The sequence below is a fragment of the Kribbella sp. NPDC055110 genome (assembly GCF_053607525.1).
Genome location: NZ_JBSGTS010000005.1, coordinates 294,256 through 309,117 on the forward strand (window position 1 = coordinate 294,256; position 14,862 = coordinate 309,117).

16 protein-coding genes are annotated in these 14,862 nt (G+C 69.8%); 7 read left to right on the forward strand and 9 right to left on the reverse strand.

The window, feature by feature from the left end; genetic code table 11:
* Positions 1-13: 13 nt before the first annotated feature.
* The 4 genes from ACWF0M_RS11170 to ACWF0M_RS11185 are packed head-to-tail and all read right to left on the reverse strand — an operon-like array spanning position 14 to position 2,600.
* The gene (locus tag ACWF0M_RS11170; protein WP_452235471.1) at positions 14-826 is read right to left on the reverse strand and encodes a DUF881 domain-containing protein; all 813 of its coding nucleotides are present in this window, start codon (positions 824-826) and stop codon (positions 14-16) included.
* Between the two features lie 3 nt (positions 827-829).
* Complete coding sequence (locus ACWF0M_RS11175; RefSeq protein WP_452235472.1) at positions 830-1,162, reverse strand: small basic family protein; 333 nt, start codon at positions 1,160-1,162, stop codon at positions 830-832.
* The gene (locus tag ACWF0M_RS11180) at positions 1,159-2,007 is read right to left on the reverse strand and encodes a DUF881 domain-containing protein (RefSeq protein ID WP_452235473.1); all 849 of its coding nucleotides are present in this window, start codon (positions 2,005-2,007) and stop codon (positions 1,159-1,161) included. The genes ACWF0M_RS11175 and ACWF0M_RS11180 overlap by 4 nt, the downstream gene beginning before the upstream one ends.
* Positions 2,004-2,600 (reverse strand): CDP-alcohol phosphatidyltransferase family protein, encoded by a 597-nt coding sequence (locus ACWF0M_RS11185; RefSeq protein ID WP_452235474.1) that lies wholly within the window; start codon positions 2,598-2,600, stop codon positions 2,004-2,006. Before ACWF0M_RS11185 ends, ACWF0M_RS11180 begins: the two co-directional genes overlap by 4 nt.
* 193 nt (positions 2,601-2,793) lie before the next feature.
* Here ACWF0M_RS11185 and ACWF0M_RS11190 point away from each other — a divergent pair, with 193 nt between their 5' ends.
* A complete protein-coding gene (locus ACWF0M_RS11190) occupies positions 2,794-3,162 on the forward strand; it encodes a YciI family protein (RefSeq protein WP_452235475.1) in 369 nt (122 codons plus the stop codon).
* The gene (locus ACWF0M_RS11195; RefSeq protein WP_452235476.1) at positions 3,162-4,343 is read left to right on the forward strand and encodes an RNA polymerase sigma factor; all 1,182 of its coding nucleotides are present in this window, start codon (positions 3,162-3,164) and stop codon (positions 4,341-4,343) included. The genes ACWF0M_RS11190 and ACWF0M_RS11195 overlap by 1 nt, the downstream gene beginning before the upstream one ends.
* Before the next feature lie 28 nt (positions 4,344-4,371).
* On the opposite strand, the gene ACWF0M_RS11200 is transcribed toward ACWF0M_RS11195, so the two are convergent.
* A complete protein-coding gene (locus ACWF0M_RS11200) occupies positions 4,372-4,983 on the reverse strand; it encodes a class I SAM-dependent methyltransferase (RefSeq protein WP_452235537.1) in 612 nt (203 codons plus the stop codon).
* 173 nt (positions 4,984-5,156) lie between these two features.
* Here ACWF0M_RS11200 and ACWF0M_RS11205 point away from each other — a divergent pair, with 173 nt between their 5' ends.
* The 3 genes from ACWF0M_RS11205 (at position 5,157) to ACWF0M_RS11215 (ending at position 9,470) form a co-directional block, all read left to right on the forward strand.
* A complete protein-coding gene (locus ACWF0M_RS11205; RefSeq protein WP_452235477.1) occupies positions 5,157-7,379 on the forward strand; it encodes a glycoside hydrolase domain-containing protein in 2,223 nt (740 codons plus the stop codon).
* A complete protein-coding gene (locus tag ACWF0M_RS11210; protein ID WP_452235478.1) occupies positions 7,376-8,668 on the forward strand; it encodes a glycosyltransferase in 1,293 nt (430 codons plus the stop codon). Before ACWF0M_RS11205 ends, ACWF0M_RS11210 begins: the two co-directional genes overlap by 4 nt.
* 190 nt (positions 8,669-8,858) lie before the next feature.
* Positions 8,859-9,470, forward strand: a complete 612-nt coding sequence (locus ACWF0M_RS11215; RefSeq protein WP_452235479.1) for a GNAT family N-acetyltransferase — start codon at positions 8,859-8,861, stop codon at positions 9,468-9,470.
* Here ACWF0M_RS11215 and ACWF0M_RS11220 read toward each other — a convergent pair.
* Both ACWF0M_RS11220 and ACWF0M_RS11225 read right to left on the reverse strand, forming a co-directional pair.
* Positions 9,467-11,077, reverse strand: a complete 1,611-nt coding sequence (locus ACWF0M_RS11220; protein WP_452235480.1) for a DNA polymerase Y family protein — start codon at positions 11,075-11,077, stop codon at positions 9,467-9,469. The genes ACWF0M_RS11215 and ACWF0M_RS11220 overlap by 4 nt on opposite strands.
* Entirely contained in the window at positions 11,077-11,847 is a 771-nt protein-coding gene (locus ACWF0M_RS11225) for a hypothetical protein (RefSeq protein ID WP_452235481.1), read from the reverse strand. The genes ACWF0M_RS11220 and ACWF0M_RS11225 overlap by 1 nt, the downstream gene beginning before the upstream one ends.
* A gap of 75 nt (positions 11,848-11,922) precedes the next feature.
* Here ACWF0M_RS11225 and ACWF0M_RS11230 point away from each other — a divergent pair, with 75 nt between their 5' ends.
* Positions 11,923-12,387 carry a PPOX class F420-dependent oxidoreductase gene (locus tag ACWF0M_RS11230; RefSeq protein WP_452235482.1) on the forward strand — a complete coding sequence of 155 codons (465 nt, stop codon included), beginning with the start codon at positions 11,923-11,925 and terminating at the stop codon, positions 12,385-12,387.
* Positions 12,388-13,125 (forward strand): PIG-L family deacetylase, encoded by a 738-nt coding sequence (locus ACWF0M_RS11235; RefSeq protein ID WP_452235483.1) that lies wholly within the window; start codon positions 12,388-12,390, stop codon positions 13,123-13,125.
* Here the strand turns inward: ACWF0M_RS11235 and ACWF0M_RS11240 are convergent.
* Together ACWF0M_RS11240 and ACWF0M_RS11245 are read right to left on the reverse strand one after the other, a co-directional pair.
* Entirely contained in the window at positions 13,091-13,780 is a 690-nt protein-coding gene (locus ACWF0M_RS11240; RefSeq protein ID WP_452235484.1) for a GntR family transcriptional regulator, read from the reverse strand. The genes ACWF0M_RS11235 and ACWF0M_RS11240 overlap by 35 nt on opposite strands.
* A gap of 135 nt (positions 13,781-13,915) precedes the next feature.
* The gene (locus tag ACWF0M_RS11245) at positions 13,916-14,851 is read right to left on the reverse strand and encodes an alcohol dehydrogenase catalytic domain-containing protein (protein WP_452235485.1); all 936 of its coding nucleotides are present in this window, start codon (positions 14,849-14,851) and stop codon (positions 13,916-13,918) included.
* Between the last annotated feature and the right edge of the window lie 11 nt (positions 14,852-14,862).

A 14,862-nucleotide genomic window follows, 5' to 3' on the forward strand; every position in this document is an offset into this window, starting at 1 on the left:
CTTGTCCTCGTTTCTACTTCGTCGGGCTGGGCGCCGGGCGAGCGTAACGATGCTCCTCCGGCGCGTGCAAGGCAGTGATCGCGACGGTCTCGAGCTCGTTGACCTCGGCGGTACCACCCACCTGCGGACCGGTCACCTCGCTGACCAGACCGCCTGGGAAGTTGGCCGCCTCGGACAGGTTGTGGGACTCCCCGATCGCCTCGATGACGTACGGCGAGTTCATCTTCTGGCCGTCGATCTTGATCCCCGGGGCGTCGTCCACGAAATCGGTGCTGGCCACCACCCGGACCGCTCCGTTGATCTGGATCGCCTCCGCGCCGGCGTCCCGCAGTTCCTCGATCGCGTCCAGCAGGTTGCTCGACGTCATCTTGCCCTGCGGGTCGTTCAGCGTGATCCGGACCCCCGGGCCTTGCGCGGGCAGCGTACCGGCCAGGATGCCGAGGGTGCGGACCTGGGCCTCGGCCTGCTCGCGGGCGGTCTGCGCCTTGTCGGCACTGGAGGACAGCGAGTTCTTCCGCTCCTCCAGGTCGGCGATCTCGCTCTCCAGCCGCCGGGTGTTCTGCCCGAGGCCGTCGAGGATCGCGATCAGGTCCTCGCGGCGGGCATTCTGGTAGCCGTCGTCGGCCCGGTTCACCCGGACCTGCACGACCGCGACACAGGCCACCAGGGCGAGCACGACCGCGACGATCGCCTGACCGCGGGACGGCTTGAACCCGGACCGCAACCGGCGCAGCGCCAGGTTCGGCGTCCGCGGTTTCGGCATCGGCGTCGGGGTCAGCGGCTGCGGCGGCTCGACAGCCGGCTGCTCGGGCTTCTCGTCGCTCATCTGTCAGGCCCGGAAGATGTGCCGGCGGATCGCGGCCATGTTGGTGAAGATGCGGATGCCGAGCACGACGACCACACCGGTGGACAGCTGCGAGCCGACACCGAGCTGGTCGCCCAGGTACACGATCAGGGCCGCGATCAGCACGTTCGACACGAACGAGACGACGAACACCTTGTCGTCGAAGATCCCGTCCAGGAACGCCCGCAGCGCGCCGAACACCGCGTCCAGCGCCGCCACCACCGCGATCGGCAGGTACGGCTGCGCCCACTCCGGTACGTCGGGCGCCACCAGCAGACCGACGACGACACCGACCACCAGTCCCAGTACGGCGATCATCTCGTTCTCACCTTCGCGTAGCGCAACGCGATGGTCGCATCGGCCGGCACCAGCAAGGAGTCCTCCGTCGTGATCGTCATCCGGACATCGAAGTTGCTCACCAAGTACTGCACCCACTGGCCGCCCGAGCTTTGCGCGAACCGGGCCGGCATCGTCGCGGTGTCCCCGATCGCGAGCACCGTGTACGGCGGGGTCAGCGAACTGTAGTCAACGGTGATGGCACTGCCCGCACCGCGGATCGCGGTCAGCGACGTGATCCGGTGACCGTTCACCGAGATCGCCTCCGCGCCGGACGTCCACAGGCCGTTCACCAACTGCTGCAGGTCGACGTCGAGCAGCCGGCCTTCCTTCGCGTCGGCGTTCTTGGCGTCGTCGATGACCGCTTTGATCCCCGGACCGGTGACCGCGATCGCTCCGGTCTGCAGCTCGAGGTCGTCGAGCTTCTGCTGCAGCGCAGCGCCCGTACTGTCGTTGCTCAGTCCGCTCGCCTGCAACCGGCGTACCTCGTCGGCGAGCTGGGACTGCCGGCTGCGCAGGTCGGTCAGCCGGTTGTCGGCCTGGTTGATGCGGGTGATCAGCTCCTTGCGCTGCTTCTCCGCCTCCGGCGCGCTGCGGAAGTTCTGCGCGGCGGCGACAGCGAGCAGGAAGCCGAGTACGGCGGCGGCCACCACCAGCATCACCCGGTGCCGGGACCGGGTCTGCTTGCCGGCGGAGCCGGTCCGGGCCGCGACGGCGTACCCCTCGTCGAGGGGGTGCGCCATCAGGTTGTTCAGCAGCGACATCGACGCGTCGACGCGTCGTGGTGGCGGTTGCTGGGTCGGCTGCTCGGGGGCTTGCTGGGTCACCCGGCCGAGTCCTTGATCGGTTTGACCGTCTGGACGAGGTGCCGCAGCTGGGCGAAGTACAGCGCGCCGGCCCAGTAGTACAGACCGGTCCCCCAGATCGCGAACGCCCAGCCGAACACGCGGGCGAGCAGGTTGAGGGTGCTGTCGCCGTCGCCGAGCAGGAGCAGCGGGAACGCGTACAGCAGGCAGAACGTGGCGGACTTGCCGAGGAAGTGCACCGGCAGCGCGTTGAACCCGCGGCGGTGCAGCGCCGGCAGTGTGAGGGTGAGCAGCAGGTCCCGAAGCGGCAGCGCGATCGCCAGCCACCACGGGATGATGTCGCGCAACGCCAGGCCGATGACGGTCGCGAAGATGTACAGCCGGTCGGCCACCGGGTCGAGCATCTGACCCAGGCGACTGGTCTGGTTCATCCGGCGGGCGATCTGGCCGTCGGCCCAGTCGGTGAACCCGGAGATCGCCAGCACGAGCAGCGCCCAGCCGTCCTCCTTGGGCCCGAGGACCAGCCACAGGAACAGCGGCACCCCCAGCAACCTGAGGAAGCTGAGCGCGTTCGGGATCGTCCACACCCGGTCGGACACTTCCAAGTCCGGCACGCGACCCCTCCCTCTCTCCACCCTGGATTCCCGTCGTAACTGTACTGGGGAGCCCCGACACGTTTACGCCCGGCCGTCCCGGGGCAGGCCCCTACATTCCCCTGATACCAGAACGCGTCGCTGCGCCGGTCGCTACGCCTGCGACGAACCGGTGACCCGATCGATACCCAAGGGTGATGCTTACTCTGAGCAGATGAGGTTCCTGGTACTGATCTACGGCAACCCCGAGTCCCGGGCGGTGTGGGACTCGATGACCGACGAGCAGAAGAAGGAAGGCATGGCCGGGTACGCCGCTCTGCACGAGGCGCTCGCCGCGCACGACGAGCTGGTCGCGTCGGAGTCGCTCGACGCCCCGGAGCTGACCAAACAGGTCCTCGTCCGCGATGGAAAACCGATGACGACGGACGGTCCGTTCGCCGAGGTGAAGGAGCAGTTGGCCGGCTTCTATCTGCTGGAGTGCGACTCGATGGACCGCGCGGTCGAGATCGTCGCGCAGATCCCGGAAGCGCCGTTCAGCGTCGTCGAAGTGCGTCCCGTCCGTGACCTCAGCGCCTTCAGCTGATGCTCGAGGAGCTGCTCCGCGAGCAGGCGCCACAGGTGCTGGGCGCGCTGGTCCGGCGGTACGGCGACTTCGACGCGTGCGAGGACGCCGTACAAGAGGCTCTGCTGGCCGCGTCGCTGCAGTGGCCGGGTGAAGGTGTTCCAGCTAATCCGCGCAGCTGGCTGATCACGGTCGCTTCGCGGCGGCGGATCGAGGTACTGCGGAACGAGGCGGCCCGGACCCGGCGGGAGGAGACCGTCGCGTCGTGGACTCCCCCGGAGCCTGCGTCGTCGGAGGACGACTCGCTGACGCTGCTGATGCTGTGCTGTCATCCGGCGCTGACACCGCAGTCGCAGGTGGCGCTCACGCTGCGCGCCGTCGGCGGGTTGACGACCGCCGAGATCGCGCGGGCGTTTCTGGTGCCGGAGGCAACGATCGGGCAGCGGATCAGCCGGGCGAAGGCGAAGCTCCAGGATGCGCGGTTCGCGATGCCGGCGGCGACGGAGCAGCCCGAGCGGCTGGCCGCCGTACTGCATGTGCTTTATCTCGTCTTCAACGAGGGCTACACGGCCTCGTCCGGTACGTCGTTGCACCGGGTCGAGCTGAGTGCGGAGGCGATCCGGTTGACACGGCTGCTGCATGCTTCGTTGCCGGCCGAGGGTGAGGTGGCCGGGCTGCTCGCGTTGATGCTGCTGACCGACGCGCGTCGACCCGCCCGGACGACGACGGACGGTGCGCTGGTGCCGTTGCCCGAGCAGGACCGGTCGTTGTGGGATGCGTCGGCGGTTGCCGAGGGCACCGAGTTGATCGAGTCGACGCTGCGGTCGGCGCCGGTCGGGCCGTACCAGTTGCAGGCCGCGATCGCCGCGGTCCACGACGCCGCGGCGAACGCCGACGAGACCGACTGGCGCGAGATCCTGATGCTGTACGAACTCCTGGAGGCGACCGCGCCGGGTCCGATGGTGACGCTGAACCGGATCGTCGCGGTCGCGATGGTGCACGGCCCCGCAGCCGGTCTCGCGTTGCTGGACGAGGTCGACCCGGCGTTGCACGGGCACCACCGGCTGGCCGCCGTACGTGCTCACCTTCTCGAGCTGTCAGGTGACAAGGTGGGCGCCCGGGAGGCGTACCACCTCGCTGCCCGGCTGACGCAGAGCACGCCGGAACAGCGCTACCTGCAGTCCCGCGCCGACGCGCTCTAGCGTTTGTCAGGCCGGCACCGGGCCCGTCTCAGGCGAGCGGCCGGCCCCAGCTGAGCTCGGCCTCGATGGTCAGCTCCAGTACGCCGTCCTTCGCGTAAGGACGCAGTACTGCCTCGACACTGGTGTCGAACGCAGCCGCCTCGTCCGCCGGCATCAGGCCGCGAGCCAGGCTCGACGTCGAGTGCAACCTCTCGATGTAGTCGGTGACCTTCTGGCGGTGCAGGACCCGCTCGGTCCGCGCCGTACCGGTGAGGTCGAGCAGGCCACGTTCCCGGATCGCGTCGACGACGCTGAATTTCGGGTCGTGGTTCTGCTTCCGGGAGTGCCGCAGGATCACCTTCACAAGCTCGGCCGACCACGGCTCGTCGACGGAACCGTGCTCGATGACGACCAACTGGGCGTTCGGGGTCAGGTGCGGGACGATCCGCGCGAACGTCTCCTCCCACGGCATCCAGTGGATGCTCGCCCCGGCCGTCACCAGTGCGTACGGGCCGTCGAGGTCGGCGGTCTCGATCGGGTTGACCTGCCAGGCGAGATTCGGGTGGTCGCCGCCCGGGCGCTGTTTGCCGACTTCGACCATCGGCGCGGAGAAGTCGATCGCGTCGACGTACTCGACCCGCGGCGCGAGCGGCCGCGCGATCGCGCCCCTGTCATGCGTCGGAGCGTAGACCGGGGCGGGCCGCCCGTTCGCCGATTTCTGCTGTCGGCCGACCGGCGCGCCCGTAACCTGCGCGTCTTCTGCGGTCCACGCGGCGGAAACATGCGCTTCTTACCTTGAGGGTCCACGTCAGCCGCGTGAGGCGGTGATTCCCGATGATGTACGAGCACGTCGACCCGTTCATCGGGACCGGCGCCACGGACCTGCCCACGCCCAAGGGCCTGGCCGCGACCTGGTGGTGGCCCAAGCCGCAGGTCGGCAACACGCACCCGGGCGCCATGCATCCCTTCGGGATGGTGTCGGCCAGCCCGTACTCCGGGGCCTACCCGACCGGCTACGGACTGTACGACTTCAACACCGAGGGCGTTCCCGACCTGTTGTACGACCGCCCGGTCGCGTCGGGATTCACCCACTTCCAGCAGTCCGGCACCGGCGCGATCCGCAAGTACTACAACTACTTCCGGGTCACGCCGATGCTCGGCCCGCTCGACGATCTGGGCACCACGTGGGACCTGCTGGACGAGGTGGCCGAGCCCGGCTACTACGCGGCGACGCTGAGTTCGGGGGTGCGTTGCGAGGTGACGGTCGGCCCCAAGTCGGCCGTCCACCGGTACACCTTCCCGGCGAACGACGCCGCCCGGATCGTTATCGACGCCTCGACCGGCGGCCTGGCCATCCCGCACAGCCGGACAGTGCCGCTGAAGGCGCACCTGGCGATGCTGGAGCCGGGTGTGGCGCAGGGCGAGATCCACGTCGAAGGGGTGCCGCTGGCCGTGCACCTGGAGGTCGACGCCCCCGGCTGGCGGCAGCTGCTGTGGTACGACCGGCGCCTGATGCCCGGCGGCACCCGCCTCGACTTCGACTACATCCGGCCGACCACCTTGCGGCCGTTCGGGCTGATGTTCATGGGCCCCTCGCGCGCCGAGCAGACCGTCGAGGTGCGGCTGGGGTTCTCCCTGCGCGGGTGTGAGACGGCCCGCGACAACCTGCACACGGACGTCGGCCGTACCCAGACCACCTTCGCCGGGCGGCGCGGCGAGACAGCAGCCACCTGGCGCGACCACCTCGGCAAGGTTGCGATCAAGACCGACTCCGACGAGCAGGCAACGGTCTTCGGCACCGCGCTCTACCACTCGCTGGTCAAGCCCTGCTTCGCCCCGGACGAGAGCCCGTCGTGGACGACCGAGGGCCCGTACGCGTTCGACATCTGCACCATGTGGGACATCTACCGCACCCAACTGCCGTTGATGACGACGCTGTTCCCGGAGCGTTCGGTCGCGCTGGCCGGCGCGCTGCTGTCGATCGCCGAGCAGGAGGGCAACCTGCCGATCGGCTACCGGATGGCCAAGGGCGCCGACCGGTTCTCCCGGCAGGGCAGCGCGCTCGCGCACACCTTCTTCGCCGATCTGTGCCAGCTGGATCTGCCTGGTATCGACTGGGACTGGGCCATGGTGCACCTGGAGATGGACCTGCGCCGGACGTACGGCGAGGACTACCTGGTGCACGGTGTGGCGCACCCGATCAGCCACACCCTCGACCTGGCGTACGCCTACCACTGCACCGCGGAGATCGCCGGCAAGGTGCGCGACCGGCAGCTGGCCCAGCAGATGCGCGACCTCGCCCACGGCTGGCGGGCGGCGTACGACCCGGGCACCGGCCTGCTGCGCGACTCGACGTTCTACGAGGGCGGCCGGTGGAACTACTCCTTCCGGCTGCTGCACGACATGCGCGCCCGGATTGCGCTCGCCGGCGGCGACGACGCGTTCGTCGGCCTGCTCGACCGGTTCTTCGGGTACGGCGCCGCACCGGTCACCCAGCCGGGCGTGGCGCCGAGCGTGGCCGAGATGGAGGCCGGGTACGGCCTGTGCCGGTTCGAGGGACTGAACAACGAACCGGACTACGAGGCGCCGTGGTCCTACCACTACGCCGGACGGCCGGACCGGACCGCCGAGGTGGTGCATGCCGCGGTCGCCAACCAGTTCAGCACCGGCCGGGGCGGCCTGCCAGGCAACGACGACTCCGGCGGGCTGTCCGCCTGGTACGTGTGGGCGACGCTCGGGCTGTTCCCGGTGGCCGGGCAGAACCTGTTCCTGGTGAGCGCGCCGGCCGTGGCGGAGTCCACGACCCAGCTGCCGGAGAGCGAACTGTCCATCACCACAACAAGATTCGAACCGGTCGAGGCAGGCGGACCGGTCTCCTACGTCCAATCCATCGCGGTGGACGGCAAGACCCTCGAACGCCCCTGGATCTCCGGCCGGGAACTCCGGCACATCCGCAACCTGCACATCGAGCTCGGCCCCCGGCCCTCCGGCTGGGGCACCCGGATCAGGCCACCATCCACATCCGACCCACTGCACACCACTGGAGGTGAGGCATGAACATCCCATCCACACCCAATCGCCGTCTGGTCATCGTTGTCCGCGCAGATCCGGTGATCTGCGGGCACTCCGGTGAGGCCCGGTGCCTCGCCGAGGTGGCCCTCACCCGCGGGTTCGACGACGTACGGATCGTGACCTGGCCGCTGGACGCGCTGGAGGCGGCAGGCCTCCCGTTGAAACCACTCGACGGTGTGCTGCCGTACAGCCCCGGCATCACCGTGGAACGGCCCGATCCCGTCGGCGACTACCGGGTCCCCGACGGGCGCTACCTGTCCGGGCTCATCGGGCGGCTGGTCGAGCTGTTCACCGACGGCGTGCCGACGGTCGCGATGTCCCTCTACCTGAGCCCGCACGCGATCGCCGTACAGGAAGCCGTCCAGGTCGCCCGCAGGATCGGCCCCGCCCAGGTCATCACGGTGGCTGAAGCAGTCGGCTCCGACATCACCAACGTGGTGCGCGAGTGCGTGAACACCGGCCGGTTCGGGGCGGCCGCGCACATCCTGTCGGTCTACCTGGCGGCCGACCACTGCGTGGCGGTGTCGGAGTACACCAGGGACCTGATCGTGGCCTCGGCGGCGACGCTCGACGGTATGCACGGCACGACGTTCGCGCAGCAGTGCCGGGAGCGGATCGCGATCTCCTACCCGGCGGTCGACTCCTGGTCCTACCTGTCGCTCACCGAGGACAGGATCGCCGAAACCCTGACCCGGCGGGGCCTTTCGCGGGACGGGTACGTGCTGTTCCTGTCCCGGATCGCCTCGGCGAAGGGGGTCGACGACCTGATCGATGCGTACGCCGGATCGCGGTCGGCCGAGCGGGTGCAGCTCGTCCTGGCCGGGCGCGGGCCGCAGGAGGACGAGGTGGTGGCGCGGGTGGCGGCAGCGGGGCTGGGCAACCGGGTGCGGGTGCTGACCGACGTGGACGACGCGGAGAAGCCGGCGCTGATGGCCGGGAGCGCGGCGTTCGTGCTGCCGACCCGCGAGCAGCCGGAGTTCGTGGAGACGTTCGGGATCGCGCTGGTCGAGAAGGCTCTCGCCGGCGGCGGACCGATCATCACCTGCGCGACCGGCGGCGTACCCGAGGCAGTCGGTGACACGGCCCTACTGGTGCCGCAGCACGACCCGGCCACACTGCGAACCGTCCTCGACGAGGTGGTCTGCGACTGGACCCCCGAGCAACGAGCCGACGCCGAGCAGCGCGCACGGGCCCACGCACTGCAATTCGACCGAGCAGCAGTCTTCGACCGCCTCTTCGCCCGAGCCCAACCCCCCGCCGTCCCCGTCGCCTGAACTTACTCGCCGCCCCAGACGGTCGCGTGCTGCGCGAAGTACGCCCGGTCGCTGTGCACCGGGATGACACACACCGTTGTTAGGAGGTTTTTGCTGGGATGGCGCCAGAAACCCTCCGGTGAGATACCGAAAACTCTCCTAAGTGGGTTCCGGAAGGTGGTTGTCCGGAACTGGGGTTAGCGTGCTGCCTATGCAGGTGATCGAGGAGTCGCAGGTGACCGTCGTGCCGGCGAACGAAGTGTCGTGGGAGGACTTGCAGGCGGTGTTCGGTACGGCGGATGCGGGGCAGTGCCAGTGTCAGCGGTTCAAGATCCGGGGATGGATCTGGCGGGACTCCACCCTGGACGAGCGGATGACGCGACTGCAGGACCAGACCGCGTGCGGCACACCGGATGCGACGTCGACGAGCGGGCTGGTCGCGTACGTCGACGACGAACCGGCCGGCTGGGTCGCCGTCGAGCCGCGGACGGCGTACCCGAAGTTGCGGACGTCGCGCATCCCGTGGGCGGATCGCTCCGAGGACAAGGACGACGAGAGCGTCTGGGCCGTCACCTGCATGACCGTCCGCAAGGGCTTCCGCGGGCGCGGCCTCACCTATCACCTCGCCCGCGCCGCGATCCCGCACGCCCGCAGCCGAGGAGCCCGCGCGCTGGAGGCCTACCCGATGCTCACCCAGCCCGGCAAGACCATCACCTGGGGCGAACTCCACGTAGGCCCCCACCAGGCCTTCGAAGAAGCCGGCTTCCGCCAGATCACCCACCCAACCCTCCGCCGCACCGTCATGCGCATCGACTTCACCTAGTCGTAGGTGGCTTGGGCTTGCCAGGTGGTTCGGTGGAGGGTGAAGAGCCAGGCCCGGGTGTCGGCGGTCTGGAACTGGAAGCGGGCCTGACGAGACTCGGTGCTGGGGTCCCACCAGCGCTCCGTGGTGAGCCAGGGGCCGGCCCAGGCGGTGATCGGGTGGATCTTGTTGCTGTCGGCAACTTGAACGCCGGTGCCGTCGGCCGGTAGCAGGGTGAACGCGATGGGGGCGCCGGACAGCTCGCCGCGGGCGCTGACCGACACCTGAGCGCCGTCCGCGGCGAACACCTTCGCGGGGATCGGCTCCGGGAAGACCGTGGTCGGCGCCAGCGCCGGCCAGCGCTTCGCCGTACCGGCAGAGCCGGTGATCGAACCGGGCCAGGGCTGGTCCGGGGACCGCGCCGGGACGGCCGGATCGCCCCACGGGACCAGCGTCTGCCGCTCCGCGAACCCGCGACCGCCACCGATCACCACCGACACCACCGCACCGTGACCGAGCATGCTCTGCACCCGCGACAACGCCCGGTGGATCCGCTCGTCCGGACCACCGCCCCACAACCCGTCGGCATGCGCGCCGACCGGGTCCGCCTGGTCCGGGATCAGCCGCACCCGGACGACCGGTGACGTCAGCTCGCTGGTCGCCGTACCGCTCCCCTGCAGTTGCCAGCGCACCCGATCCACCACGTCCGCCGCGGTGAACCAGCGCGGATGCAGCCACTCCCGCTCGTGGATCCGCCCGGACTCGGTGCCGACCTCGACCCGCAGCGTCGTACACACCAGGCCGAGCTCGGTCAGCCGGACGATCAGCTCGTCGGCGACCGCCCGGACCGCGAACGCGACCTGGTCGACCCGGTCCACGGACGGCTCGAAGTCGAGCGTCCGGGTGAGCTCCGGCGGGATCTCCCGGCCGGTCACCGGGCGATCGTCGTACCCACGGGCCAGCCGATGGGCGAAGGCGCCGTCCGGACCGAACCGGGTCAGCACCTCGGTCCGGGGCAACTGCGCGAACGCACCCAGCGACCGCAACCCCAGCCGGCGCAGCAGGTCCGTAAGCGCGGGCTGCTCGAGTACGTCGACCGACAGCGGCGCGAGGAACTCCGGTGAACCGTCCGGCGGCACGATGTGTACCCGGGTCTGCACGGAACTCACCCGGGCCGCCTGCTCCGCGGCGAACGGCCCGTCGGCGATCCCGATCCGGCTGCCGTGCACGTCGTACGTCTCGAGCCGGTCGAGCAGCTTCTCCGCGGCCGCTTCCTCGCCGCCGTAGAACCGCGCCGGGCCGCGTGCCTTCAACGCGCACATCCCCGGCCGGATCACCTGCACGCCCGGCGTGATCGCCTCCAGGCACGAGATCACCGGGTCGAACGCCCGCGCGTCGATCACCGGGTCGTACTTCAGCACGACCAGCTCCGGGCACCGCGACTGCGCGTCCCGCGCCCGCTGCCCGCGCCGCACTCCTTCGGCGCGTGCGGTGGCGGAGGTGGCGAGCACCTTTCCCTTCTCCAGTACGGCGATCGGCTCGTCCGGTGATCGCCCGGTCGCCACCGCGGCCGCCGCCACCGGCCAGTCCGGCACCCAGATCACCATCGTCCGCGTCAGTCCACTCATCAGCCCACCGCACCGATCTGGTCCGCCCATTCCTGTGGCCGGGCTTCCGCTGGCTCGGTGGAGCGGATCGTGCCGTCGGCGGCGGGCAGCCAGAGTTCATGACGAGCCCGTACGGCGGCGCGCCGGCCGGTGACCGCGACGGTCGCGCGCCGGGCGGCGAGCAGGCCTTCGCCGTCGCCGAGACCGGTCCAGGTGTTGCTCTCGATCTCGAACCGGGCCTCACTGCCGGGCCAGGACCCGTACGCGATCAGCATCGCGCCGCGGGTCCGGAGCCGCGCCGCGAGCCGGGACGCCTCCCCCGGTGTCACCTCGCCGGGCGGGCGGACCACCACCACGGTCAGCGCATCGACCAGCGCGGCGACGACGCTCAGCCACTCCCGCCCCGGATCCGGAACCAGCACGAGACGCTCCAGGTCCACCCCGAGCCCGCGCGCCGCCTCCGCCCCGAACGACGGCACCCCGACCACACCGCACCAGGCACCCTCCGCGGACGGCCCGGCCATCAGAGCCATCACCAGCGCGGCACTCCCCCGCACCGAGTACACCGAACCGCCGCGCAGGCTCGCCCCCGCCAGCAGCTCACCCACCGCCGGATGCGTCGGCAGCTCCCGATCCACTCCCGCCGTATCCAGCGCCTGCTGCACCCGAGCCACCGAAGGCGGCCCGGCGGCAGCCTTCAGGGCGGACTTCCGGTCCTTGGCCTCAGCGAGGAGCAGCCGCGCGTGATCGAGCGCCGTGACCCGACCTTCCCCTGCCGCGCTCCCCGTCATAACTCCATGTTCGAACACCTGTTCGAACAAGTCAATCCGGTCGTCCACAGCTGCCCAGCACATAGGGTGGGAGGCATGCCAAGGACTATTGCTACCAACACCAAGGTCGAGCTCGACGGGTTGCTGGAGTTTGTGCGGCCGCGTCATCACATGTTGCTGATGACGACCCGGGCCGACGGGACGGTGCAGGCTTCGCCGGTGTCGGGTGGGGTGGACACCGAGGGGCGGATCGTCATCTCGTCGTACCCGGAGCGGGCGAAGAGCACGAACGTGAAGCGGGCCGGCAAGGCGAGCGTGCTCGTGCTGTCGGACGACTGGAACGGCGCGTGGGTGCAGGTGGACGGTAGCGGTGAGGTGATCGAGCTGCCGGACGCGGTGGAGGCGCTGGTCGACTACTACCGCTCCATCTCCGGTGAGCACCCGGACTGGGACGAGTACCGCGAGGCGATGGTGAAGCAGGGCAAGTGCCTCATCCGCATTACCCCGGAGCGCTGGAGCCCGATCGCCACCGGCGGCTTCCCCGCACATCTCGCTGACTAGATGCGTACGGCGCTGGTAGTCCACGCGCACCCTGACGACGAGGTGTTCGCCACAGGCGCCGCCACGTCCGTACTGAACGAGCAGGGCTGGCACGTCGTACTGCGGGTCGCTACCGCCGGCATGCACGGGGCGTCCGACCACCTGACCGCAGCCTGCGCACTACTAGGGATCCACGAGTGGGACTGGCTCGGCGCAACGGACCAGTGGATCGACGACGGCGGCCGCAACGGACCACGCACGCTGGCCGCAGCGTCGCCCACCGCCATCGCCGAGGCGATCCAAGCCGCAGCCAAGGCGCTCCAGCCTGAGCTCATCCTCACCGTCGGCAGTGACGGGCTGACAGGTCACCCGGACCACATCGCCATCTCACAAGGCGTCCAGCGAGCACTGCAGCACGTCGACTGTCGTGCGCTGGGTGCACGCGTGCGAGCTCAAGACGTGCGTGCGGGTGAGCAGCTGGTCCAGCAGCTCACACCGGGTCAGCAGGTCGGGTCAGGCCATGTCAAAGGGTGCGACGCACCGCTGGAAGAGATCGGCGGAGCATCCGAGCAGCGACGGCGGCAGGCACTGGACGAGTACTACGACGGCCTGGGCAGCAAGCCGCTCGCAGAACTCCTCAAGGTGCACCGAGCGAGCAGCGACGGACTACTACTGCGTGCGGTGTTCGACGCGACCGGCTGGCAGCAGGACCGCTTCGAGCAGCTCACTGCTTGGAGCGACGCTCCATCGTCTCGGTGATGCGCTGCATAGCGCCTTCCAGGTGCTGGCGCAGCGCTGCCTCCGCGCCCTCTTCGTCGTGCGCCAGGCACGCGTCGAGGATCGCCTGGTGCTCGCGACGGGTCTGCTCGATCCGGGCCTTGGTCTGCCGCGAACCGAACCGGTAGCGCTCACTGTTCTGCCAGACCGGCTCGATCGCCCGCGGCAGCCACCGCGAGCCGCCGGACCGGTAGATCGCGAAGTGGAACTCGGTGTGTGCCTGCCGGGACGCGATGTTGTCGCCCAGCTTCGACAACCGGACATGCTCGGCCAGCGCGGTCCGGGCGGCCGCGGCGTCCGAGTCGGAGAACCGTGTCGCGGCCGCACGGACTGCCAGCGACTCCAGCGACAGCCGGGTCTCGTGGGTGTCGCGCAGGTCCTCCATCGACAGCTCACGCACCCAGGCGCCCTTGTGCGGGACGATCTCGACCAGTCCGAGCGCTGCCATCCGCCGGAGCCCCTCCCGGATCGGCATCTGGCTCATGTCCAGTCGCTTGGCGAGCTCCTCCAGACGGAGCGCCGTACCGCTGGGAAGTTCGCCGGACAGGATGAGCTCGTGCAGCTCGGCGGCAGCTTCCTCGGCGAGCGTACGACGCCCTGTGGGTCCCCCAGGCGTGAGCTCGAGTCGTCGGATCATCAGTAGCGGGCTGCCTCTCTCCTATTCAGCTCTGGAGGTACCGTAGCCGCCGACCGGGTTTCTGGCGGCCTTCGACGACAGATTGCTCAGCTCAAAGCCCAGCAAACATGAGTGGTCTAGGCCACCGGTGCTCCCTCAGAGACCGGTCAGGTCGAGCAGAACCCGGCCCGCTTGCCGGTCCAGCACGTCACCGATCCGCTCTGCCGGTACGACGTCGTAGTCCGCTCGCCAGGACACCGCTGCGATATCGGCCAGCGCCTGACCGACCGCGTCCGGTGCCAGCGTGGTCCGCTGCAGGTTCACCGGCAGCACCCGCAGGTCCCGGCCGACCAGCTGGTGCAGGTCGATCGTGGTGAACTCACCGGCCTTGTAGCCCAGTACGGCGATCCGTCCGCCCGGAGAGATGTGCCCGAGCACCCCACCGGCCACCGGACCGCCCATGGTGTCGATGACTGCGTCGCACCACGGCAGCTCCCGACCCACCTGTCCCAGACCGTCCACACGGACGAGCTGATCCACCAGTCCGCTCGCACCGTCGGCGCGGTCGTCCAGCGACACCAGACCAATCACCCGGGACGCACCGGCCGACCGTGCGATCGCAGCACACATGTGCCCGACCAGGCCGGTGACGCCGGTAACCACGACCGTCTCACCCTCCCGTACGTCGGCCACGCGCCGTACGGCGGTATGCGCGGTCAACGCCGGCGTCATCAACGCGAGCGCCGTACCCGGCTCCAGCGACGACGGCAGCCGGTGTACGGCGGCATTCGGCACGACGGCGTACTGGCCCCAGACACCGTCCCGGGTCACGCCGACGCCCGCGCCGCGGACCACCACCGACGTACCCGCGTCGAAAACGTCCGAGCTCACCACGACACCGGCTCCCTCGGAGCCAGGCACGAACGGCATGGCCGGCTGCTTCCCGGCCAGTGTCGACCGGTCCAGTGGAGTCACCGCGGCCAGCCGCATCTCCACCAACGTCTCACCCGGACCGGCGGTCAGCTCGACCTCTTCGGCCTTCGGCTGCTCCCCTGGTCCGTGACTGCGCAGGACAGTCCCCCGTGTACTCACGCCTCTACCCC

Coding starts and splice junctions, on each gene's coding strand:
- ACWF0M_RS11195 (WP_452235476.1), top strand. CDS start 3,162: ATGCTCGAGGAGCTGCTCCGCGAGCAGGCGCCACAGGTGCTGGGCGCG.
- ACWF0M_RS11190 (WP_452235475.1), top strand. CDS start 2,794: ATGAGGTTCCTGGTACTGATCTACGGCAACCCCGAGTCCCGGGCGGTG.
- ACWF0M_RS11230 (WP_452235482.1), top strand. CDS start 11,923: ATGCCAAGGACTATTGCTACCAACACCAAGGTCGAGCTCGACGGGTTG.
- ACWF0M_RS11240 (WP_452235484.1), bottom strand. CDS start 13,780: ATGATCCGACGACTCGAGCTCACGCCTGGGGGACCCACAGGGCGTCGT.
- ACWF0M_RS11235 (WP_452235483.1), top strand. CDS start 12,388: ATGCGTACGGCGCTGGTAGTCCACGCGCACCCTGACGACGAGGTGTTC.
- ACWF0M_RS11225 (WP_452235481.1), bottom strand. CDS start 11,847: ATGACGGGGAGCGCGGCAGGGGAAGGTCGGGTCACGGCGCTCGATCAC.
- ACWF0M_RS11210 (WP_452235478.1), top strand. CDS start 7,376: ATGAACATCCCATCCACACCCAATCGCCGTCTGGTCATCGTTGTCCGC.
- ACWF0M_RS11220 (WP_452235480.1), bottom strand. CDS start 11,077: ATGAGTGGACTGACGCGGACGATGGTGATCTGGGTGCCGGACTGGCCG.
- ACWF0M_RS11205 (WP_452235477.1), top strand. CDS start 5,157: ATGATGTACGAGCACGTCGACCCGTTCATCGGGACCGGCGCCACGGAC.
- ACWF0M_RS11175 (WP_452235472.1), bottom strand. CDS start 1,162: ATGATCGCCGTACTGGGACTGGTGGTCGGTGTCGTCGTCGGTCTGCTG.
- ACWF0M_RS11170 (WP_452235471.1), bottom strand. CDS start 826: ATGAGCGACGAGAAGCCCGAGCAGCCGGCTGTCGAGCCGCCGCAGCCG.
- ACWF0M_RS11215 (WP_452235479.1), top strand. CDS start 8,859: ATGCAGGTGATCGAGGAGTCGCAGGTGACCGTCGTGCCGGCGAACGAA.